This is a genomic window from Microbacterium sp. GXF6406, assembly GCF_054798215.1.
Genome location: NZ_JBSJZH010000024.1, coordinates 1 through 21,903 on the forward strand (window position 1 = coordinate 1; position 21,903 = coordinate 21,903).

A 21,903-nucleotide genomic window follows, 5' to 3' on the forward strand; every position below is an offset into this window, starting at 1 on the left:
AGCTTCGGCAGTGGTCACCCCAGCGACGTGACCGCCGTCAATATCTGCTTGCTTGACCCACATCCGCACGGACTCGATCCCGTATCCGAGCTGCAACGCCACACGCTGCACCGTCCCGTGATCGGTCCCGAGCTCTGCACGCAACGTCCGCACCATCCGGACCGCAGCAGCTTTCTCCTCTGTCGAATACCGACGCGTCGTCGGCTTCCCTGATGTCTGCTCTTTCGGCATAACCCCATCCTCGTTTCCAAGGTCAGGAGTCTCCAACAAAACCAGAGCGCTTCACATCAGTGCTTTCGCTGAACACTGCGCCGGCACCGCCACATACACGACCGGGATCTTCCCTGGATCAGCCGAAGGATGGGCGGTGTCGCGCCTTCGACGTTCATGCGCTCGCCCGACCTCGACGAGCGACGTCGTCTTGCCCTGGCCAGGTTCGCCCGACAGGATCAGCCCGAGCTTTCCCACCCGCCGATAGGCGTTGAGCATCACGCGATCGCGCACCGCATGTTGGAACGCCCGAAACTGGGGAGTCTGAATGAACGCACCAGCCTGCGAGTACTGTGCACGGCCTTGGTTGTATATGGCCCGCTCGCCGAAGCTCAGCGCCCGAAGTTGCTCCGACGTGATCGGCGCGGGGCGTTCGTACGTCGTGTCGACGTACTCACGCCAGCCCTCCTTCGTCGCAATCTCGGTCATTCGTCGATCCTCCGTCGCAATTCGTCAAGAGAGTCCCCGATGAAGGGGAATCCGCCCGTGTTGGGCCACTCTTCGGTCGCTGGCTCTTCCTCCGGTGAACCATGAGCTTCAACGTGTGGGTCGTCAGCACCTAGGTTCTTGACGCTCGTCAGATTCATCGGATCCGCAGCAACTGCCGCGGCACGAGCCCGCTGCCGCCCGCTGCGCTTCTTATCGGTGCTCCGAGGCGCCGGATTTCCCTGTCCGGCGAACGCTTTGATCGCCATCGCGAGCTCGCTACGTTCAGCGTCAAGTTCCTCGGTGCGGCTGGCGTACTCGCTCCGGGCGTACCGCCACACATCCCCGAGCAGTGGGAGTTCGTGAACCCGATTCGACCACCGCAGGGGAATGAACTCGCCATCCTGTTCGAGCCAGACGACGTGCAAGTTATAGGGGTCCACTCGGATCGGCCATCGACCGTTCCGCGTCTTGTCATCGGACTTGCGCCGCCACATCCCCCTGAGCCGCTCGGAGTTGTAGATGCGATGGTCGATCGTCACGCCGTAACGGTTGAGCACTCGATGTTGGACAGGCAGCAACGCGATGTAATCGTCGCGCGTCAGTGGCACGTGGAGCTCCGGCACGTACTCACGGAACGCACGACACATCTCGTTCGGCGACAGCTTGATCCTCGGGTGCAGCGGGTCTCGCAACCCGTCGTGCGGGCGATTCTGCCATTCAACGGCAATCCAGTCCTCGATCAGCTCCTGTGCTTGAGCGATAGTCAGGAGTTCCGTGGAGTCGGTGCCTGCATCCCGACCACGGTGCTCGACGCTACGTCCCACATATCCCTTCACATGCTGCAGCAGCATCGAGTTGATCGCCCCGAACGCTCGCTCAACATGTGGCTTGTCCGTCGGCGTGTGCGGCGCTGAGGTGATCAGCGAGATCCCCAACGCTTCGCACGCCGCACGGAAATGCCGCGACAGGTAATTGCGTCCGCGGTCGGTGGTGATCGTGTCTGGAAACACATACGGCTGCGCGAGACGCAAGCGCTCGAACCGTTCCTGATCGATCAGTTGATCGTCAGCCCACGCCGTTGCGATCAAGTGTCGAGTCTCCCGAACGCCCTCCATACGCCGCCCGTATGGAACCAACGCGCGCGCAAGGACCGCAACCAGATCGACGCTCTTCGTCCCCTCGGGACGAAGCATCGCGGCCAGAATCGAACGCGTCGCAACGTCCAGGAGAATCGTCAGCTCGGGTCGGCCGATCGTCTTCTCATCAATCCGCATCATGACGTCAATCCGAGTGGAGTCCATCTCTACCAACTCACCGGGACGCAGTGCTGTACGAGTACCGAACGTGCCGTGCGGCCGAAGCGCCAACGACTCGCGTGTCTTGGCTGAACCGAAGGTGAATTCTCCCCGCTCATCTGCTTCGAGAAGGCGAAAGAACGTCGCACGACTCGGCAGCTTCACCGCATCTCCATGGAGCCGCTTGACGCGCCTCGCGATCTGCTCGATTACTGTTGTCCGACTCACCGTCGATGCACGGCCCCTCCCCCCGAGCTCATGGTTGATCGCCGCGATGAGGCGCGGATCCCATGTGCTCTTGCGCGGAGCTCGCTTGCGCACCGCCGTCGTCCCCTGCTCTCGGAACGCCTTGAGCCGGCGCTCCACCGCTCTCGTGGATATCGTCTTGCCCAATCGCCTCTCCAGCCACTCGCGCTCCGTTTCGACGGCCTTCCCGATCCCTGCCTCGTCGCGGGACGCGTCAATCCGGATACACGACTGCAGCCAGGGGTCCATCCCTGGCTCAATGTCCTCCACCTGCAGCGACAGCTGCAGCAGACCGGAGGTGTCGGCTGACAAAGGTGTCGCGTCGCTGCCAAGCTCATCGATGGCGACCTCGACCTCACCTCCGTCCCCATCCCGGAGGGTTGCGGAGTCCCTCTCGATGAACAGAACCGTGTACTCGCGATTTCGCCACATGAGCGACCCGCCGACAGCAACGCGCATCATCTGCCCCTTTCCCACACCATCGATTTGGCGCTAAGCGGTTGATCGAGATCCGTTTCGAGCAGCCCAGACCACAAGTGCGCGTAGCAGATCGCATACCCGTCGGCACCGATGCCAAGCAGCGCAGATACGGTGCCCAGCGGCAACTTGGCGGCGGGCAGCACGGGCAGTGCCTCGACGCTGGCGCTGTCTCGAAAAGGAGCAAGGAATCGCAAGTTCGCCTCGCGGATCGGCGATTCGGCGTCATAGACGACGTAGCGCCAGCCTCGGTCAGCAGCGAACGCGGCCGTCATGTCGAACTGCGCTCTGACGCCGTCGTCAATCCGAGCCGCGGGCTTGACGTCGATCAGCACGGCCTGCCCATCGTCGAGACGTACGAAATAGTCCGGGCAGTGTTCCCGCAGGCCGTCGGCCGTGGTCCAACGAATCCACATCGGCTGACTCGCAACTGCCACGACGCCAGGCGTGCGGTCCAGTTCGATGAGGCAACCCCGCTCCGTCAAGGATTCGAAGCCTACAGAGGCCTCGAGCCCTCCCATCCAGTGGTACCCGTCATAGTGGCGTTTGAGTCGCCAGCTGGGGAAGCTGCGGACCGGATCGCCGCGCTCGAACGGCACGTCATCACAATCGGCAGCATCAAGTTCCAACTGCACGCCGTCGAGGCAGTACTCAACACGTACTCGCGTCGCGCACACGTCACGAGAACGAGGTGCGGGCCACTGCAGCGTCAGGTCCATAGGGATCCAATCGACATCGACGGATACGTCCTATTCGGCAGTCAGCCTCTCTCCTGAGGAGTGGTTCTGGCCTATATCTTGAGCCTGACAATTTGATCTCCCGATGAGGAAGACCGACTCACGAGCAGGCTATGACTCTCGCCCCGGCACGACAGCCGACACGCCGTCTCTTCCGACACGCTTCGTGAGATTCCGACACTTTCGTGAGACGCTCCGACAGGTTTCGTGAGACTCCGACACTTTTCGTGAGATCGGACAACCGGACACTGAGCCCCAAAAATTTCCGTGACCAAACCGTTGCATTCGTTACCGCGGCGTTATACATTGATCGCACGGTGAATGTTTGCTGTGGCATCCACCGCATGTGATTGCAGGACACTCTTGGTGCAAGGGACAAGGACCGATCGGAAGCCTCTCCGGTCGGTCCTTCACCGTTCGATAGGGTTAGGTCTCATGACCGACCGGAAGCTCGCGCTCGATGCGTGGGAAGGCCTTTTCCGCGCTCAACATGAGCTCCTCAACGCGATGAGCGCCGATTTCGAAGGCACTCCGATCACCCAGGCCGAATACGACGTGCTCCTCACGGTCACGCGTTCGCCTCAGATGACCGCCCGTTTGCGCGATGTGACGGCGAACATGCTCATCAGCCAGCCCAGCGTCTCGCGTCTCGTCGACCGCATGGTCTCGCGGGGTCTATTGACGAAGTGCCCCGATCCCGATGACGGCCGCGGTTCGCTGCTGACGGCGACGGATGCCGGGGCACGGGGGTTCCGTGAAGTGGCGATGGCTCACAGTCGCTCGATCGTCGACCGCATGTCGCCGTTGAACGAAGACGAGCTGCGCACCCTGCGCACCCTCACCGATAAGCTGCGCCACCGCTGACCTCTCCGCTCCGGCACGCGACGACGCGCCGTCTGGCATAGTCGTGTGTGCAGACTCCGCGCCCCGCGGAGCGACAGAGAGGTACACATATGGAGATCGCCGGAATCGTCGGCATCCTGATCCTTGTCGGTATCGGCGTCGTCGTCCTGATCGTGATCGGGCTGATCGCCCTGCTGTTCGCACGCAGCTGGATCAAGGTCGCCCGCGCCGATGAGGCGCTGGTCATCTCGGGACGCAAGCAGAAGGTGCAGCGGGCGATCGTCTCCGCCGACGGCACCGCCAGCTCCGAGATCGTCGACTCGCCCGTCACGGTCATCGTCAACGGCAAGTCGCTCGTCAACCCGATCACGCAGCGCCACGAGATCATCTCGCTGCGCTCGCGCCAGGTCTCGCTGAACGCCGAGGCCCAGTCGCTCGACAGCGTCACCCTGAACGTCGACGGTGTCGCGATCGTGAAGATCGGCTCCGACCCGCTGTACGTGCGCCGCGCCGCCGAGCGCTTCGCCTCGCAGGACAAGGCCATCGAGCAGTTCACCACCGAGCAGCTCGAAGGTGCCCTCCGCGGCATCGTCGCCACCCTCTCCGTCGTCGAGCTCATGCGCGAACGCAAGAAGTTCTCCGACCAGATCGCCGCCGAGGTCTCGCAGGAGCTCGCCGAGCAGGGTCTCATCCTCGACTCGTTCCAGATCAAGGGCATCACCGACAAGGTCGGTTACATCCAGTCGCTGGGTGCTCCCGAGATCCAGGCGAAGCGCCAGTCGGCGGAGATCTCGCAGACCAACGCCGACCGTGCGATCAACCAGAAGTACATCGCCAACCAGGAAGCGAACCTGATCGAGCAGACCGCGCTCGACACGAACACCGCAAACGCCAACGCCGGCATCGGCCGTGCGCGCGCCGAGGCCGAGCAGGCCGAGCAGCTCGCCCGTGCCCAGGCGGAGCAGGCCGTTCTTCAGCAGCAGGCCGAGAACAAGCAGGCCCAGCTCGACGCCGATGTCAAGCGCGTCGCCGACGCGCAGAAGTACGAGGCCGAGACCCGCGCTCAGGCCGAGCTCTACACCCGCGAGCGCGCCGCCGAGGCCGCCGCGATCGAGCAGGTCAAGCAGGCCGAGGCCCGCACCCGCATCGCCGAGCAGCAGGCGAAGGCCGACAAGGCCCGTGCCGATGGTGAGTCCGCCGCGGCCGTCGCCAAGGCCACCGGTGAGGCCGATGCGCTGCGCGCGCAGGCAGAAGCAGAGTCCGAGGCGCGCCGCCTGCGCGCCAACGCCGAGGCCGACGCCATCCGCGCCGAAGGTGAAGCTCGTGCAGCCGCCGTCGAGGCAGAGGCGAACGCCATCGCCTCGAACCAGGAGGCCTTCCTGTCGCAGCGCGTGCTCGAGGTTCTGCCGCAGATCATGGGCGAGTTCGCCAAGGGTTACGCGAGCATCGGCAACGTGTCGATCGTCGGCGGCTCGGGCGAAGACGGTGCGTCGAACCTCGTCGGCGCCGACAGCGCCAAGGCGATGAAGTCGGTCTTCGACAGCGTCAGCACGGCGACCGGCCTCGACATCGCCGCGATCATCCAGGGCCAGGCGGTCGGCCGCGGCATCGGTGAGAGCCTGTCGAACACCGCGCCGGCGACGAGCACCGAGACGAAGCCCACGCGCACCGCAGCGGCTCCGCCGCCCCCGGCATCAGCCGAATAAGTCACACGCCAGAGGCGTCGATCACTTCCAGGGTCGGCGCCTCTTTCGTGCGCGGACCTGAGCCTGCGGGCTGCGGAGCGGGCGGGGTGCCCGGCACAAGCCCGCACCGGCAGGACGCGCGAAGATGGAGGGGTGACAGTTTTCGACATCGCCGGCATCGGCCGGGGCCTCGTCTTCGCCGAAGCGCTGGATGATCTGGCCGCGGCTCTCGATGCGAGCGCGGCGGTCGTCGTCAGCGCCCCTCCCGGCACGGGAAAGACGACGCTCGTGCCACCCGCGGTCGCGAGCCGGGTTTCGGGACGCGTCATCGTCACCCAGCCGCGCCGCGTCGCCGCGCGCGCGGCGGCCCGCCGTCTGGCCGAGCTCGACGGCAGCCGGCTCGGTGATCGGATCGGATTCACGGTCCGCGGCGAGCGCGAGGTGTCGGATGCCACGCGCGTCGAGTTCGTCACGGCGGGCGTGCTGCTGCGGCGGTTGCTCACGGATCCGGGGCTCGACGGCGTCGATGCGGTCATCATCGATGAGGTGCACGAGCGGGCTCTCGAGACGGATTTGCTGATCGGTCTGCTCGGCGAGGTGCGCGAGCTGCGCGACGATCTCGTGCTGATCGCCATGTCGGCGACGATCGATGCGGAGCGGGTCGCCGAGACGATCGGGGCGGATGCCGCACCTGCTCCCATCGTGACGCAGGCTGTGCCGCAGCATCCGCTCGTCGAGCGCTGGGCGCCCGCGCCCTCTGCGCGTCTCGATGACCGTGGCGTCACGCGCGATTTCCTCGACCATGTGGCGCGCACGACGGTGTCGGCCGCGGACGAGCGGGAAGACGACGTCCTCGTGTTCGCACCGGGCGCACGCGAGATTTCCGAGATCGCGCGCCGCATCCGCGATGCGGCGCCCGGGCATGATGTGCGCGAGCTGCACGGGCAGGTGCCGGCCGCCGAGCAGGATGCCGTCATCCGCGGCCGTCGAGCGGGTGAGGCCCCGCGCATCATCGTCGCGACATCGATCGCCGAGTCGTCGCTGACCGTCCCGGGGGTGCGCCTCGTCGTCGATACGTGTCTATCGCGGGTTCCGCAGCGCGATGCCGGCCGAGGGATGAGCGGCCTCGTCACGGTTCCCACCTCGCGCGCATCGGCCGTGCAGCGCGCCGGACGCGCGACGCGTCAGGGCCCGGGCACCGTCATCCGCTGCGTCGATGAGCGCACCTTCGCCGCCGCCCCCGCGCGCCCCGCCCCCGAGATCGCCTCGACCGACCTCGCCGACGCGGCGCTCCTGCTCGCCTGTTGGGGAGCCCCCGGCGGCACGGGGCTCCGCCTGCTCGATCCGTTGCCCGCGGACAGCCTGCGCGATGCTCTGCGGACGCTGGAAGCGCTCGGCGCGATCGATGACACCGGACGCGCGACCGACGAGGGCCGCACGCTCGCGCGCATCCCGACAGACCCCCGGCTGGCGCGCGCCCTCGTCGACGGCAGCGCTCTGATCGGCGCTCGCTCGGCGGCCGAGGTCGTCGCCCTTCTCAGCGGCGATGTGAGAGTCAGCGATGCGGATGCCGCATCCGCCCTCGCCTCGCTGTCTGCCGGCCGCTCCCCCGAGGCCCGGCGCTGGCAGCAGGAGGTGCGGCGTCTGGAGCGCCTCGCCCCGCCGCGCACGGCGCAGACGGTGACCGTGCCACGGGCCGACGAGGTCGGCATGATCATCGCCCTCGCGTTCCCCGAGCGCATCGCACACCGCGTCGACCGCTCCGCGCAGGGCGCGACATACCTGCTGGCTTCGGGTACACGCGCCGGTGTCTCCGGGCCCCTCGCCGGTGCCGAGTGGCTGGCCGTCGCCGATGTCACGCGTGCGCAGGGTCGCGCCGCTGCCGGCACGGGTGCCGTGATCCGCACCGCCGCCGCCATTTCCTCGGAGGCCGCCGAGCGCGCGGCCGGGCCGTTACTCACCGATCGGGTCGAAGCGCGCTTCATCGATGGCCGTGTCGTCGGGCGTCGTGAACGACGACTCGGCGCGATCGTGCGTTCTTCTGTGCCGGTGCGCGTATCGGCCGATGAGGGCGGGCGCGAAGCGGCGCGCCGGGCGATCGCCGAGCAGGGCGTGGACGTCTTTACCTGGTCGGAGTCCGCCGACGCCCTCCGCCGACGCCTCGCGCTGCTGCACCGCACGCACGGATCCCCCTGGCCGGATGTCTCGGACGACGCGCTCCTCGACTCCCTCGACCTCTGGCTCGGCCCCGAGATGTCCGCACTCGCCTCGGGAACCCCGACCTCGCGCATCGATCTGACCGCCGCGCTTCGCCGCCTGCTGCCGTGGCCCGCGGCATCCGAATTCGATGCCCTCGCCCCCGAACGCCTCGACGTTCCCAGCGGCTCCCGCGTGCGCATCGCCTACCCGCCGATCGACGATCCCGCAGCCCGGCCCGTCGTCGCCGTGAAGCTGCAGGAGTGCTTCGGCTGGGCCGCGACGCCCCGCCTCGCCGACGGCCGGGTTCCGGTGCTGTTCCACCTGCTCTCACCCGGCGGTCATCCGCTGGCCGTCACCGACGACCTCGCCTCGTTCTGGTCGGGCCCCTATGCGCAGGTGCGCGCCGAGATGCGCGGACGGTATCCGAAGCATCCCTGGCCGGAGGACCCGTGGGATGCCGTCCCCACCCGGCACACGAAGAAGCGGGCAGGACTCGCCTGAGCCGGGCGCCTCAGCATTCGATGACGTTGACGGCGAGGCCGCCCTCGCTCGTCTCCTTGTACTTCGTCGACATGTCCAGGCCCGTCTGGCGCATGGTCTCGACGACCGCGTCGAGCGACACGTAGTGCTCGCCATCGCCGCGCAGCGCGAGGCGTGCGGCGGTGACGGCGGTGGATGCCGCGATCGCATTGCGTTCGATGCAGGGGATCTGCACGAGACCCCCGATCGGGTCGCAGGTGAGCCCGAGGTGGTGCTCCATGGCGATCTCGGCGGCGTTCTCGATCTGCCGGTTCGTGCCGCCCATCACGGCGGTCAATCCGCCCGCGGCCATGGCGCACGCCGAGCCGACCTCGGCCTGGCAGCCGCCCTCGGCGCCGGAGATCGATGCGTTGGCCTTGAAGAGCGAACCGAGGGCGGTCGCGGTGAGGAGGAAGCGCCGGATGCCGCGGCGGCGATTCGCCTCGGTGATATCGGCTTCGTCCGCTTCCTGCGCCGCCTCGGCCGGGGAACTCCCGAACCCGAACAGCGCACTGCCGACCAGCTCCCCGTGCGGTGTGACGGCGTTTCCTGAGCCGAGTCCAGCGCCGGCGAGGAAGCGCCACCAGTACATCGCGACGGCCGGCAGGATTCCCGCCGCCCCGTTGGTGGGAGCTGTGACCACGAGGCCCCCGGCGGCGTTCTCCTCATTGACGGCGAGCGCGAACGCCCCCAGCCATTCGCCGGGCATCTCCCGTGCCCCACTCGATTCCGACTCTTCGAGCTGTTCGCGGATGGCCCCCGCCCGACGTTTTACCCGCAGCATTCCCGGCAGCACGCCCTCGGCGTGCAGACCGGCATCGACGCAGGCGGCCATAGCATCCCAGATGCGGTCGAGACCGGCGGCGATCTCCTGCTCGGAGCGCAACGCCATCTCGTTGTTCCGGGCGACATCGGCGATCATGAGACCGTGCTCATCGCACAGGTCCAGCAGCTCTGCAGCATCCGCATAGTCGAACGGCATGGCCGCGGTCTCGACGGCCGCGTCCTCGCCCTCCCGGCGGATGAACCCGCCGCCCACCGAGTAGTAGGTCTCCTCGCTCACCGTCTCACCCGCACCATCTGTCGCGATGAGGGTCATGGCATTCGGATGCCCCGGCAGCCGTGTACGCGGCTCGAACACGATGTCGGCCTTCTCGAAGGCGACCTCATGAACCCCGTCGAGGAGCAGCCGCTCCCCCGCAGGGAAGTCCGTCCAGGCCGAACGCACGTCATCGGGCTCGCACGTCTCGGGCGAGAGTCCGCGCAGGCCCGCGACGACGGCATCCGGCGTTCCGTGCCCGATTCCGGTCGCGCCCAGCGAACCGTAGAGAATTCCGGTGACCCGAGCCACCCGATGAAGCGCTCCGCCCGCCGTCAGCCGCCCGACGAAGTCCCGCGCGGCGCGCATCGGACCGACCGTGTGCGAGCTCGACGGCCCCACTCCGATGGAGAAGAAGTCGAAGGCCGAGACGTACGCAGTCACACTTCCAGGCTACGTCCGTTCCGGAGCACGCGGTCGATTTCACCCTTGCCCTGATTGTAAACATCAGTTACAAATGGACCAGCAACGAAGCACGGAGTCCCCCATGACGCGCACGACCGGTCCCGCAGATGCCCGCGGCGGGTTTCTGCGCGTGCCGGGGAAATCCCGTCCGCAGGACAGCCGCCGCGCCAACCGGTCGCTGCTGCTGCAGGAGCTCTTCACCCGCGGTGCCCTCAGCCGCGCCGATCTCGCCCGCATCTCCGGCCTGACCCGCCCCACCGTCTCGAAGGTCATCGGCCAGTTGCTCGAGGACGGAATCGTCCGCGAACTCGCGCCGGAAGACGAGGCGGCACCGCCCGCGCAGCAACCGGCCCGAGCGGGGAAGAAGGGCATCCGAGTCGCGATTCGCGACGATGAACTGAACGTCATCGCCCTCGACCTCTCCTCCCCCACCCACGCGCTGGGCGCACGCACAGACCTCCGCGGCCGCCTGCTCGACACGGCGGAACTTCCCTGGAACGGCACGACCGGAGAGCGTGCGATCGAGATCGTTCAGACGCTGATCATGCGACTGCGATCCGGCACCGCACAGACGCTCGCCACCGGAATCGCCGTGCCCGGCATCGTCAGCGGAGACGGCTACGTGCGCATGGGTGTGCGCCTCGGCTGGCACGACGTCGCCCTGTCCGACCGACTCACCGCCGCGACCGGCATCCCGACCTACGCAAGCAACGACTCGCAGACCATCGCCCTCGGAGTGCACGCCTACGGCGCTCCCGTCGAGTCCGCACGGCGCAGCCTCATGGCCGTCACGATCGAGCATGGCGTCGGCGCAGGATTCATCCTCGACGGAATGCTCTTCCAGGGCAGCCAGTACGCGGCAGGCGAGTTCGGTCATGTCACGGTCGATCCGGACGGTCCCGCCTGCCTGTGCGGACGACGCGGATGCCTCGATGCGATCGCGTCCGCCCCTCAGCTGCGCTCCCGCCTGGAGGCCACCGGCACCGAACGCCGCGCCCAAGAACTCCGCAGCGCCGGCGGAGCGCTCGGTCTCATCCTCGCGCCCATCGTCAGCGCCCTCGATCTCGACGAGGTCGTGGTGTGCGGACCCGCCGACCTCGTCGAGGGCGAATTCCTGCGCGCGGCCATCGACGGCATCCGCAGCCGCAACCTCGACTCCGTCAGCCACGACGTCTCGATGCGCTATGCCGGCAGCGGCCATGAAGCCGCCCTCACCGGCGCCACCGCACTCGTGCTCTCCAAGACCCTCGGCATCGCCTGATGCCGAGTCAGCAGTACCCACGAATCGGAAGGAACATCGCCCCCATGAAGGAAGGAACATCGCCCATGACCGGAGGAAGCAGACGACTGGCCAAATGGGTCGCGATCGGCGCAGCGTCCGCCGCCGCGATCGCGTTCTGCGGTCCGCTCGGGTCCGCTGTCGCCGATGACATCGCCCCCGCCGCAGAATCCGGGTACGTCCTGACGGGTGCCGCAGCGCAGCCGAACACCTACGGCAACGACACCCCCACGCTGCCGTTCATCGACAAGGACGGCACGTTCTACGTGCAGAACGCAGCCGCGCACTACGGCGCCGATGACGCACGCGTATGGAACTTCTACTCGGGCAGCGACTTCGACGACCTGACCCGCCACCCGATCAGCGACGCCGTGAACCCGGCCGACCCGAGCGACTCGAACGCCGACACCACGACCCGCTGCAACAACAGTCCGACCGGCCGCACCGCCACGTCCGCACCGGACACCTCCACGTACGCGCACCCGAACTACTGCGACCTCACCGGAGTCTGGGTCGACCCCGATTCCGGCGACTGGTACGGCCTCGTGCACAACGAGTTCACGCCGCAGCCGTTCGGCGACGGCATGCACTACGACGCCATCGACTACGCCGTCTCCCGCGATCAGGGGGCGACATGGACGATCCTCAACCAGATCATCACCTCGCCGTTCAGCACCGAGCGCGATGACACCTCGGCCTTCCCCGGCGCCATCTACAACTACGGCGACGGCGATCCGCGCCTGTTCGTCGACAACGCCTCCGGGTACTTCTACGTGTACTACGCCTCGCGCACCATCGCGAAGCCCGGCGTCGAGGGCGGCCAGTCCTGGCTGCAGCACGTCGCCCGCGCACCGATCTCCGAGAAGATGGCACCGTCGTCGTGGAGCAAGTGGTATGACGGGGCATGGTCGGAACCGGGCGTCGGCGGCCAGGAGAGCAACATCATCCCGGCTGATGACGGCGGCACCGGCTACACCGCCCCGGAAGACGACTACGACCCCGCCGAGCTTGGATCTCAGCCGGAGCAGGTTGCCGCAGGAGTCCTGCCGGATGACTCGCCCCTCGCCGTGATGAACATCTCGTGGAGCGCGTACCTCGGCATGTACATCGGGACTCCGCAGAACAACGTCGCCCAGGACACCGGCACGAAGACGCCCCAGCATTACTACGGCACGACCGACCTCGCGACCCAGCAGTGGGTGGACCTGGGCGCCGTCGACACGAATCTCAACGGCTCCTGGTACCGCTGGCTCGTCGATTCGGGCAACCTGACCAGCTCGACGATCCTCGGCAAGACCTTCCGCACGTACTGCACGTTCGAGTGCTCGACGTACTGGAACGAGTACGTCGAGACGACGATCGAGCCGGCGTCCGCCACGTCGCTGCCGACGGCTCCCGTCGACACGGATGCTGCGTACACGATCTCGAACGGCACCGATGAGGTGCTCGTGCAGGACGGTGCCGAGGCGGGCGCCGCCGCCGCGGGCGCGGCATCCTCCGCGTGGAAGTTCACCAGCACGGATGACGGCTTCTTCACCATCACCAACGCCGCCAGTGGGAAGGCGCTGAGCGCCTATGGCTCTGTCGACGGCGCTCGCGCCTGGGGCGCGGGTCTGAGCCTGTACCCCGTCGCCACCTCGGGCGACGACCTCACCGCACAGCAGTGGTCTTTCCAGGAGATCGTGACTCTCGATGAGGAAACCGGCACGTCGGTCGGCACCGGCGAGTACCGCCTGGTGAACCGATTCTCGAACCTGGCGCTGAGTCTGCAGCCCGACGCGGAAAAGCAGGCGGCCATGGCGCCCATCCGCCAGTGGGAGCCGGCGGCCGGCGCCTCGGACCCGCGTCCGGCGAGCTCGCAGGTGCTCACACTGACGCCGGCGGGCTGACCCGACCCGCGCAGAAAGCGGAGTGCCCCGCTCCATCCGAACGATGGAGCGGGGCACTCCCGGCATCCGCGCGTGGACAAGACGAAACCCCCGCCACTTTCGCGACGGGGGTCAATACTGTCTCAACACAGTGTGCGCCCGAAGGGACTCGAACCCCTAACCTTCTGATCCGTAGTCAGATGCTCTATCCATTGAGCTACGGGCGCATTTTCTTGGCTTTCCCCTGCGGGGTGGGCCTAGAAAAGAATACATGACCCCTGCCCTGAACGCGAACCGAGACCCTAAGCCGTGTTTCCCGCGCGTTTCTTCCTCGCCCGCTGCTCGGATGAGAGGGCCTGCAGGTCGACCAGACGCAGCGCCTGCATGCGTGCTTCGCGCATCACGGCGTAGTCGGGATCCTCGTCAGGACGCATCCCCTCGACGTGCAGACGACGATCCAGGTTGCTGCGCACATCATGCCAGGCCGCCTCGCGCGCCCCTTCGACGAGGGCACCGAGTTGCTCGGGACTCTCGACCATGGCGCGGAGCTTGTCGGCGACACCGGCGGACTGCTTGGCACGGCGACGCAGATTCCGAACGTCACGGTCACGGTAGTCGTGCGTGCCCGCAGGGTCGGAATGGCGACCGCGCGCACGTCGACGCAGATCCTTCACCATCACCGCCGCCTGCTCCGACTCATCGGCCATCGCCAGCAAAGCAGCACGGGCATCATCGAGGTACTGGGCGGCATCGAACACGCCACCCTGGGCGATCGTGCCGACAAGGATCTGGTTCTTGACCGTCAACCGTGCCGCAGCCGTCGCGATGGCGACGCCTTCGGCGATGGCATCCGCAGTTCGTCCCACCCGTACCTCCTCCTGATGAATCGTACCGCTACCGATCTGCGCCGGTCTCCGTCACAATAGGGGGCAAGAAGCAGGTCGCCCCTGCGATCGAGCTCACGGTGCGCACCCGAAACGCGCTCGAGGAGGACGCATGAAACGGCTGACCCTGGCCGGGAACACGACGGTGATCACCGGCGCCGCCAGCGGCATGGGCGCGGAAGTCGCCCGACAGCTCTCCGCCGCCGGCGCGAACGTCGCGCTCCTCGACCGCAATGGTCCGGGCTTGGCTGCGGTCGCCGCCGACCTGTCCGGCATGGTCACCACGCACATCGTCGACGTCAGCGACGATGAGGCAGTCGAACGCACCATCGCAGACGTGATCGACGCCCACCCGAGCATCAACGCCCTCGTCACGTGCGCCGGGTCATCCATGCTGGGCACACTCGAGCAGCTCACGATGGAAGAGATGCGCTGGCTCATGGACTCGAACCTGTGGGGCACCGTCTCGGTGACGAAGCACCTGCTTCCCGCACTGCGGCGCGCACCCGGCGCGCACGTCACCCATCTCGCCAGCGTCTACGGTCTCGCCGCCCCGGGCGGGCGCATCCCCTATTCGATGACGAAGTTCGCCGTACGAGCGTTCTCCGACGCGCTCCGCCACGAGCTCGAAGACACCACCGTCACGGTCGGGACCGTATTCCCCGCCGGAGTCCGTACCGGAATCATTCTGCACGGCCGCTACGCCGCGACGATAGACCCGGCCGTTGCCGCGCGCGCCGCATCAGCCCAGGCAGCGCTCTACAGCACCGACCCCGCGGACGCCGCCGCGGCGATCATCCGCGCGACCGCGCGACGTCGCAAGCGCACACTGGTGGGCACCGAGGCGCGCCTGATCGACCTCGTGACCCGCATCGCCCCGACCGGATACTGGACCGCGATGCGCAGCACTCTGCGTCAGGCGACAGATACGACCACCCCGGCCTGAGCATCCGCGGCCATCAGCGGACGACACCCACCCAGATGCCGGATGCCCACACCTGCTGGCTCTCGTTGCACCCGACCGATCCGGGATACCCGCGCACGACCGCCATGCAGTTCGCGAGGAACTCCGGGTCACCGCCGAACAGCGACCCGTATGACGGCGATGAGCTCATGGCACCCCAGACGCGGAACTGATAGATGTGCGCCAATTCATGCGCCATCGCCCAGTTCAACCGTGCATCACCCCAGGAGGCGATGTCCGCACGGTACTTGATGTATCCATCGCTGTTCGCGCAGGCAGCCGCCTGACCGCCCGCGCACGACGACGACTCGTAGAGTCCGACACCGCCCCCGCCGACGCGGTCGAGAGCGGCCCGGACCCGCGCATAGCCCGCGGCGCCGCTCGTGCCGGCACGCGGCGGAGAGGAGACGCCCGCGGGAACCCGAGCGGCATCGTGAGCGGCGACATCGGCGTTGACCTTCTTCGTCAGTGCCCGCACCGTCGCTGCGGCGCCGGTCACGACATCCGGGTCCTCCCGTTCGGAGAGAACCTGCTCCTGGGCGGCGAGAGCAGCCGCACGGTGCGTTCCCGAATCGATCTTGCCCTCACCGCTGTCGAGCGCGGTGCGCAGCTCGCCGACCGCTGTCACGAAGTCCGACCGCACTGCGAGAACCCCGGCACGATCAGCCTCATCGGCCTCCGCGGTCTCGATGAGAGCGTCCAATCGAATGCCACGATCGACTTCGTTGATGCGCTGCTCGTCCTCGTGAACGGCCTGCGCCATCACCTCGGCGTATTCGCGCTCCAGATGCACCGCCTTGTCGACGAGCGACACGGCGCAGACCGCGACGACAGCCAGGGCCACGGTGACCGACCGGCGAAGATTCATTCGAGGAACCCTGTCGTGTCGGCCAGCTGATCTTCCTGCGCGGCGATCGCCACGCGCAGATCGGCGAGCCGCTCGGTGCGGGTCAGGTTCGCCGCACGCTCAGCATCGCGCTCAGACTGCAGCCGTTGGACTTCGTCCCGCGCCTGTTCGACGGCGAGCTCGCGCTGCTGGTCGGCGAGCACGACCGCGACACTCCCGCCGAGCACCAGAAGGGCGCCGACTCCCAGTGCAAGTACCCGCATGTCATCCCCAGATCCGGATCGCCCCCGGCCCTCCAATCTATCCGGTCGGCGTCTCCGTCATCGATCCGGGCCCCTCGAACAGGCGTCGCGCACGCTCTTCACCGATCACCAGGTGCTCGGCCACCAGCCCCTCGACGCGGCCGATGTCGCGCACCGCCATCGCTTCGTAGAGCTGGCGGTGGTCGGCGGCCATCGAGGGGGCATCCTCCGTGGTTCCGAACACCCACTTGAGCCGCGTCGAGAACAGACTGATGAGTTCCATGAGCAGATCGTTCCCGGCCATGACCGCGATCTGCTCGTGGAAGGCTCCGCTGAGTCTCTGCGCACGCTCGGTCTCGCTGTTGCGCGCCGCCTCTTCTTCCTCCTCGACCAGGAGAAGCAATTCGGCGAGCTGCCGCTCATCGTGACGCTCGGTCGCGAGCACGAAAAGCAGCGATTCGACCGCCGCCCGGACCTCGGAGAAATCCCGCACATCGGAGACCGAGAACTCGCGCACGACGGCCCAGGTGCGCGGTCGCCCCACGACGATCCCCTCGGAGATCAAGGCGCGGATGGCCTCGCGAACCGGCAGCCGGGAGACATCGAGTTCTGCGGCGATCTCACGTTCCACGAGACGCGCGCCCGGTTTTCTTCGACCGAGCACGATGTCGTCCCGCAGAAGCCGCGTCACGCGCGCAGACTCCAGCTCCCCAGATTTCCACCCCATCGCGACATTCTCGCACTCACCTGCGGTTTTCACCAGGACTTCTCCGAGAAGGAGATCTTCTCGCATCATGCACGCGTCAACCGCGCCGCCGGCAGCGCACCCGTCGCGACGGCCCGGCCACGCGTGTTGACCCACTGGCTCCAGGAGCCCGCGTAGACCCGGGCGGGATACCCGGCGTGCTCCAGCGCGAGCGCCGTGTGCATGGCGGCCACGCCGGAGCTGCAATAGACGGCGACGGGGACGCCGTCACGGATGCCCGCGGTCGAGAAGATGCGCCGCAGCACCTCGGGACGGTGCAGACGTCCGTCGGCGGCGACCGCGGCCATCGCGGGCAGGTTCACCGCGCCGGGGATGTGCCCGCCGACCGTCCCGGTCGAGACCTGAGCACCGCTGTACTGCTCGGGGGTGCGGACGTCCAGGAGCACGCCGCGATCGACGAAGCCGTCGACGTCCTCGATCCTCAGAGCACCGATGCGGTCACCCTCTCCGAGGAGAACGACATCGCCGGGAGCCGATCGGGCATCTCCGCTCTCGAGCGGGAGCAGTTCTGCCGCCCAGGCCCGGATTCCTCCATCGAGCACCCGTACATCGATGCCGCCCCCGCGCAGCAGCCACCACAACCGCGCCGCGGGGACGCCACGATTGTCGTCGTAGGCGACGACGACATCTCCCGCACTGATCCCCCACGAGCGCGCCGACCGTTGCAGATCCGCACGCGTCGGCAACGGATGCGAACCATCACGGGGGTCAGCGCGGCGAGCCAGCTCGCGCTCGAGGTCGACGTAGACCGCGCCGGGCAGATGCGCTCGCACATAATCCGGACGCCCCTCGGGCAGGTCCAACCGCCACCGCACATCCAGCAGCCGCACTGCAGCCCCCTCGCCGCGCTCGGCTGTGCGCTGCAGGTGCAGCAGCTGCGCGACGCTGACGAGATGGCTCATGCCCCCAGCATCCGGGCGTCGGGGCTCATGCGTCATCCACGCACGAAACATCGCGTCACGCGATGAAATCTGGCGAAATCAGGCGTGCTTGCGCATGGCGTCCTCGGCGGCGACCCAACCGAGCATGGCGCACTTCACGCGCGCGATGTACCGCGAGACGCTGTCGAGCACGGCGGCGTCGCCGAACTCCTCCTCATCGAGCTCGATCTTGCCGCGCGAGCGCAGAGCCTCACGGAAGACGTCGATGAGGCGCTGCACCTCTTCGGTCGACTTTCCCTCCACGAGGTCGGCGAACAGCGAGGCGGACGCCTGCGAGATCGCGCAGCCGTGGCCCTCCCAGGCGATCGCCTCGACGAGACCGTCTGCGACATGCACCTGCAGGGTGATCTCGTCGCCGCAGGTCGGATTCAGCTGATGCGACTGGGCCGCGATCTCCTCCCGCAGCCCGAAGCCGTGAGGGGTGCGGGAGTGGTCGAGAATGATCTCCTGGTAGAGGGCCTGCAGATCGCTGGAAGTCATGCTCGTGCTCCGAAGAAGTCGATGGTGGCGCGCACGCCGTCGAGGAACGCGTCGACCTCGTCGGCCGTCGAATACAGATACGTGCTGGCGCGCGTGGATGCTGTGACACCGAGGCGGCGGTGCAGCGGCTGGGCGCAGTGGTGCCCGACGCGCGCCGCGATGCCGCGGTCGTCGAGGAACTGGCCGATGTCGTGGGCGTGGATGCCGGGGATGTCGATGCTCGCGAGCCCGAGCCGAGGCAGGTCGATGCCCGCTCCGAGCACGCGGACGCCGGCGATCGCAGCGAGCCCTTCGGTCAGGCGCGCCCCGAGCTCGGCTTCGTGCGCGGCGATGCGGTCCATGCCGACGGCGTTCAGGTAGTCGACGGCTGCGGCGAGCGCGATCGCCTGCGATACCCGCTGCGTACCGGCCTCGAACCGCTGCGGAGGCGCCAGGTATTCGGCCTCGGTGGTGGTGACCGTGGTGATCATCGACCCGCCGGTGAGGAACGGCGGCATGGCCTCGAGCAGCTCACGTCGCCCGTAGAGGGCGCCGATGCCGGTGGGGCCGAGCATCTTGTGTCCCGACAGGACGGCGAAGTCGACATCGAGCGCCTTCACGTCGAGGGGAAGGTGCGGTGCCGACTGGCAGGCGTCGAGCAGAACGAGCGCGCCGACGGCACGGGCTGCCGCCACGATCTCGGCGATCGGGTTGACGACGCCGAGCACATTCGAGGCGTGGGTGACGGCGACGATACGGGTGCGCTCGGTGACCGGGGCCTCGTCGAGGCGGAGGGCGCCATCGTCGTCGAGCGGGATCACGCGCAGGGTCGCGCCGGTGCGGGCGGCGAGCTCCTGCCAGGGGATGAGGTTGGCGTGGTGCTCCATCTCGGTGGTGACGATCTCGTCACCGGGACCGATCCGCAGGCATTCGGCAGCTGCGCCCCCGCGACCGGCGGAGGCGTTCGAGATCGAGTACGCGACGAGGTTGATCGCCTCGGTCGCGTTCGAGGTCCAGACGAGCTCCTCCTCGTCGGCGCCGATGAAGGAGGCGACCGTCGCACGGGCGTCCTCGAATGCGAGGGTCGCCTCGGCGGCGAGCGTGTGCGCGCCGCGGTGCACGGCGGAGTTCCACGTCGTGAGGAAGTCGCGTTCGACGTCGAGCACCTGCTGAGGTCGCTGCGCGGTCGCGCCCGAGTCGAGATAGACGAGCGGATGCCCGTTCACCTCGGAACGCAGAATCGGGAAGTCCGCGCGGATGCGGAGGATCTCGGCATCCGTCAAAGCGGCGTCAGCGGACAGAGCGGTCATCCCTCAAGCTTCTCACCTGCGGCGATGCCGTGGCTGTGCGCGGTTGAGGTCAGGCGGGCGGGGCGTCGGGGTCGAGGGTCTTCAGCGTGTCCTTCTCGACGGCGTTGTCCGCCTCGAGCTGGTCTTCGGTCGTATCGTCGCCGCCGAGGGGCGCATCGTCGATCGTGTCATCGGCGGCGTTCTCGGGGCGGCGTTCTTCGGCGGGGTCGGGTCGATGATCATCCATGTCCGCGAGGTTACGCCCGTTGCCGGTTCTCGTGATGCCCCTTGATTTTTCCTGCATGCTTGTTGTCCGGCATCCGGAATCAGCCTCGAGGATGACCCTCGCGGTACTTCAGGAGGACGCGGGAGAGCGCGCATCCTCCGTAACGTCGATGACATGATCACAGCAGAAGGCCTCACGAAGAGGTTCGGAGACAAGACCGCCGTCGAGGATGTGTCGTTCACGATCCGCCCCGGCAGCGTCACCGGTTTCCTCGGTCCGAACGGCGCCGGCAAGTCCACGACGATGCGCATGCTCGTCGGCCTCGACCGCCCCACCTCCGGCCGGGCGACCATCAACGGTGTCGAGTACCGCGGCCTGCGCTCCCCGCTGACCGAGGTGGGCGTGCTGCTCGATGCGAAGGCCGTGCACACCGGCCGCAGCGCCCGCAACCACCTGCGCGCCATGGCCGCGACCCACGGCATCCCCTCCTCCCGCGTCGATGAGGTCATCGAGCTCGCCGGAATCGGATCCGTGGCCCGCAAGCGAGCCGGAAAGTTCTCGCTCGGCATGGGCCAGCGACTCGGCATCGCCTCGGCGCTGCTCGGCGACCCGCACACCCTCATCCTCGACGAGCCCGTGAACGGGCTTGATCCCGAGGGCGTCATGTGGGTGCGCCAGTTCGTGCGGCATGCGGCTTCCGAGGGGCGCACCGTGCTGCTCTCCAGCCACCTGATGAGCGAGATGGCTCAGACCGCCGATCATGTGATCGTCATGGGCCGCGGACGCGTGCTGGCGGATGCCTCGATCGCCGAGCTGGTCCGTTCGTGGACCCGCTCGACCGTGCACGTGCAGACGCCGCGCGCCTCGGATCTCGTCGCGGCCCTCGCCGGGCCCGAGATCGCGATCACGTCGACGGGCCCGGAGACCCTCGAGATCATCGGCGTCCCCGCTTCCCGCATCGGCGATGTCGCCGCAGACCGTCGCATCCCGCTGCATGAGCTGACCCCGACGACCGGTTCGCTCGAGGACGCGTACCTCGCCCTCACCGGTGACGCCGTTGAATACCGCAGCGCCATCGTGCCGGATGCCGCGCCCGCCCCCGTTCTTCAGGAGACCGCATCATGACCGCTCTCGACACCGCCCCGCGCCGCGCGTCCCACGTCGCGGCGTCGTACCGGGTGACGTTCCCGCGTCTGCTGCGCAGCGAATGGATCAAGCTCAGCACGCTGCGCTCGACCTGGTGGTCGATCGGCCTGACCGCCGTGCTGACCTTCGGGATCGCACTGCTGATGGCCGCCGCGTTCCAGAACGCTCCGGGATTCCCGGCGATCAACGCCGTCGTCATCCCGTTCCAGTTCACGATGCTGCTGGCCGGCATCCTCGGGGCGATCGCCGTGACCGGCGAGTACGCCACGGGGATGATCCGTTCGACGTTCGCCGCTCAGCCGCGCCGCGGCGCAGTGCTCGCGGCGAAGGCCGTGGTCGTCGCCGCGTTCCTCTTCATCGCCTCGCTGGTGATCTTCGCAGTTGCCGCGGTGCTCGTCGCCCCGTTCTTCAGCGGGGATGACGCGATTGACTGGCGCATCGACGGCACCTGGATGCCGATCCTCACCGCGTCCGCATCGATGGCGGTCTTCGCACTCATCGGCCTCGCCTTCGGCTTCATGATCCGCTCGGGGGCCGGGGCGATCGCCGCGGCCGTCGGGCTGCTGTTCGTGCTGCCGATCGTCGCGAGCATCTTCGCCGGCGTGAGCAGCGACTGGGAGTGGATCGGTTGGGTCGCCGACCACCTGCCTCTGGCCGCCGCCCAGTATGCGATCATCACCGAGCCCGGCGCCCCCGTGGAGGCAGCGGAGGCCTGGGGCACGCTCGCCGCGTGGGTCGCTGCGACCGCGCTCGGAGCGTGGGCGGTCCTGCGCACCCGTGACGCGTAA

The 21,903-nt window shown here is 67.8% G+C and carries 21 protein-coding genes and 1 tRNA gene; 8 read left to right on the top strand and 14 right to left on the bottom strand.

The features are described from left to right. The 4 genes from ACWAUG_RS11930 to ACWAUG_RS11945 form a co-directional block, all read right to left on the bottom strand. On the bottom strand, positions 1-231 hold a 231-nt coding region (locus ACWAUG_RS11930; protein WP_460802250.1), incomplete at its 3' end, for a transposase. A 51-nt stretch (positions 232-282) separates the two neighbouring features. Then, positions 283-699, bottom strand: coding sequence for a P-loop NTPase family protein (locus ACWAUG_RS11935; RefSeq protein WP_460802590.1), 417 nt, complete (start codon positions 697-699; stop codon positions 283-285). After that, positions 696-2,699, bottom strand: coding sequence for a hypothetical protein (locus ACWAUG_RS11940; protein WP_460802591.1), 2,004 nt, complete (start codon positions 2,697-2,699; stop codon positions 696-698). Before ACWAUG_RS11940 ends, ACWAUG_RS11935 begins: the two co-directional genes overlap by 4 nt. Then, positions 2,699-3,436, bottom strand: a complete 738-nt coding sequence (locus ACWAUG_RS11945) for a TnsA-like heteromeric transposase endonuclease subunit (RefSeq protein ID WP_460802592.1) — start codon at positions 3,434-3,436, stop codon at positions 2,699-2,701. The genes ACWAUG_RS11940 and ACWAUG_RS11945 overlap by 1 nt, the downstream gene beginning before the upstream one ends. 453 nt (positions 3,437-3,889) lie before the next feature. Between ACWAUG_RS11945 and ACWAUG_RS11950 the strand changes: the two genes are divergently transcribed. The 3 genes from ACWAUG_RS11950 to hrpB all read left to right on the top strand — a co-directional run bounded on the left by ACWAUG_RS11950 (position 3,890) and on the right by hrpB (position 8,682). Further along, positions 3,890-4,318, top strand: a complete 429-nt coding sequence (locus tag ACWAUG_RS11950) for a MarR family winged helix-turn-helix transcriptional regulator (RefSeq protein ID WP_298041366.1) — start codon at positions 3,890-3,892, stop codon at positions 4,316-4,318. Between the two features lie 89 nt (positions 4,319-4,407). After that, positions 4,408-6,003 (top strand): SPFH domain-containing protein, encoded by a 1,596-nt coding sequence (locus tag ACWAUG_RS11955; RefSeq protein ID WP_298041364.1) that lies wholly within the window; start codon positions 4,408-4,410, stop codon positions 6,001-6,003. A 132-nt stretch (positions 6,004-6,135) separates the two neighbouring features. Then, entirely contained in the window at positions 6,136-8,682 is a 2,547-nt protein-coding gene (gene hrpB, locus ACWAUG_RS11960) for an ATP-dependent helicase HrpB (protein WP_460802593.1), read from the top strand. A 10-nt stretch (positions 8,683-8,692) separates the two neighbouring features. Here the strand turns inward: hrpB and ACWAUG_RS11965 are convergent, their stop codons facing one another. Then, positions 8,693-10,183 carry an L-serine ammonia-lyase, iron-sulfur-dependent, subunit alpha gene (locus ACWAUG_RS11965; RefSeq protein WP_460802594.1) on the bottom strand — a complete coding sequence of 497 codons (1,491 nt, stop codon included), beginning with the start codon at positions 10,181-10,183 and terminating at the stop codon, positions 8,693-8,695. Between the two features lie 103 nt (positions 10,184-10,286). Between ACWAUG_RS11965 and ACWAUG_RS11970 the strand changes: the two genes are divergently transcribed. Together ACWAUG_RS11970 and ACWAUG_RS11975 are read left to right on the top strand one after the other, a co-directional pair. Further along, on the top strand, positions 10,287-11,465 hold the full coding sequence (locus ACWAUG_RS11970) for an ROK family protein (RefSeq protein ID WP_460802595.1): 1,179 nt from the start codon (positions 10,287-10,289) through the stop codon (positions 11,463-11,465). Positions 11,466-11,509: 44 nt separating this feature from the next. Continuing rightward, positions 11,510-13,372 carry an RICIN domain-containing protein gene (locus tag ACWAUG_RS11975; protein WP_460802596.1) on the top strand — a complete coding sequence of 621 codons (1,863 nt, stop codon included), beginning with the start codon at positions 11,510-11,512 and terminating at the stop codon, positions 13,370-13,372. A 133-nt stretch (positions 13,373-13,505) separates the two neighbouring features. On the opposite strand, the gene ACWAUG_RS11980 is transcribed toward ACWAUG_RS11975, so the two are convergent. Together ACWAUG_RS11980 and ACWAUG_RS11985 are read right to left on the bottom strand one after the other, a co-directional pair. Next, a tRNA-Arg gene (locus ACWAUG_RS11980) sits at positions 13,506-13,578 on the bottom strand. Positions 13,579-13,653: 75 nt separating this feature from the next. Then, the gene (locus ACWAUG_RS11985; protein WP_298039837.1) at positions 13,654-14,217 is read right to left on the bottom strand and encodes an asparagine synthase; all 564 of its coding nucleotides are present in this window, start codon (positions 14,215-14,217) and stop codon (positions 13,654-13,656) included. Positions 14,218-14,347: 130 nt separating this feature from the next. Between ACWAUG_RS11985 and ACWAUG_RS11990 the strand changes: the two genes are divergently transcribed. Next, positions 14,348-15,181, top strand: a complete 834-nt coding sequence (locus ACWAUG_RS11990; RefSeq protein ID WP_460802597.1) for an SDR family NAD(P)-dependent oxidoreductase — start codon at positions 14,348-14,350, stop codon at positions 15,179-15,181. A 13-nt stretch (positions 15,182-15,194) separates the two neighbouring features. Here ACWAUG_RS11990 and ACWAUG_RS11995 read toward each other — a convergent pair whose 3' ends face one another. The 7 genes from ACWAUG_RS11995 to ACWAUG_RS12025 form a co-directional block, all read right to left on the bottom strand. Next, positions 15,195-16,067, bottom strand: a complete 873-nt coding sequence (locus ACWAUG_RS11995) for a hypothetical protein (RefSeq protein WP_298039832.1) — start codon at positions 16,065-16,067, stop codon at positions 15,195-15,197. Then, a complete protein-coding gene (locus ACWAUG_RS12000) occupies positions 16,064-16,309 on the bottom strand; it encodes a hypothetical protein (RefSeq protein ID WP_460802598.1) in 246 nt (81 codons plus the stop codon). Before ACWAUG_RS12000 ends, ACWAUG_RS11995 begins: the two co-directional genes overlap by 4 nt. Before the next feature lie 37 nt (positions 16,310-16,346). Beyond that, positions 16,347-16,979: a GntR family transcriptional regulator gene (locus tag ACWAUG_RS12005; protein ID WP_298039827.1), complete on the bottom strand. Its 633-nt coding sequence runs from the start codon at positions 16,977-16,979 to the stop codon at positions 16,347-16,349. A gap of 101 nt (positions 16,980-17,080) precedes the next feature. Next, on the bottom strand, positions 17,081-17,956 hold the full coding sequence (locus ACWAUG_RS12010) for a sulfurtransferase (RefSeq protein WP_460802599.1): 876 nt from the start codon (positions 17,954-17,956) through the stop codon (positions 17,081-17,083). A gap of 78 nt (positions 17,957-18,034) precedes the next feature. Further along, complete coding sequence (gene sufU / locus ACWAUG_RS12015) at positions 18,035-18,475, bottom strand: Fe-S cluster assembly sulfur transfer protein SufU (protein WP_298039821.1); 441 nt, start codon at positions 18,473-18,475, stop codon at positions 18,035-18,037. Next, positions 18,472-19,764 (bottom strand): SufS family cysteine desulfurase, encoded by a 1,293-nt coding sequence (locus ACWAUG_RS12020; protein WP_298039819.1) that lies wholly within the window; start codon positions 19,762-19,764, stop codon positions 18,472-18,474. The genes sufU and ACWAUG_RS12020 overlap by 4 nt, the downstream gene beginning before the upstream one ends. Before the next feature lie 49 nt (positions 19,765-19,813). Then, complete coding sequence (locus ACWAUG_RS12025; protein WP_298039818.1) at positions 19,814-19,990, bottom strand: hypothetical protein; 177 nt, start codon at positions 19,988-19,990, stop codon at positions 19,814-19,816. Between the two features lie 153 nt (positions 19,991-20,143). On the opposite strand from ACWAUG_RS12025, the gene ACWAUG_RS12030 reads away from it, so the two are divergent. Then, positions 20,144-21,094, top strand: coding sequence for an ABC transporter ATP-binding protein (locus ACWAUG_RS12030; RefSeq protein ID WP_298039816.1), 951 nt, complete (start codon positions 20,144-20,146; stop codon positions 21,092-21,094). Further along, the gene (locus ACWAUG_RS12035) at positions 21,091-21,903 is read left to right on the top strand and encodes an ABC transporter permease (RefSeq protein WP_298039813.1); all 813 of its coding nucleotides are present in this window, start codon (positions 21,091-21,093) and stop codon (positions 21,901-21,903) included. Before ACWAUG_RS12030 ends, ACWAUG_RS12035 begins: the two co-directional genes overlap by 4 nt.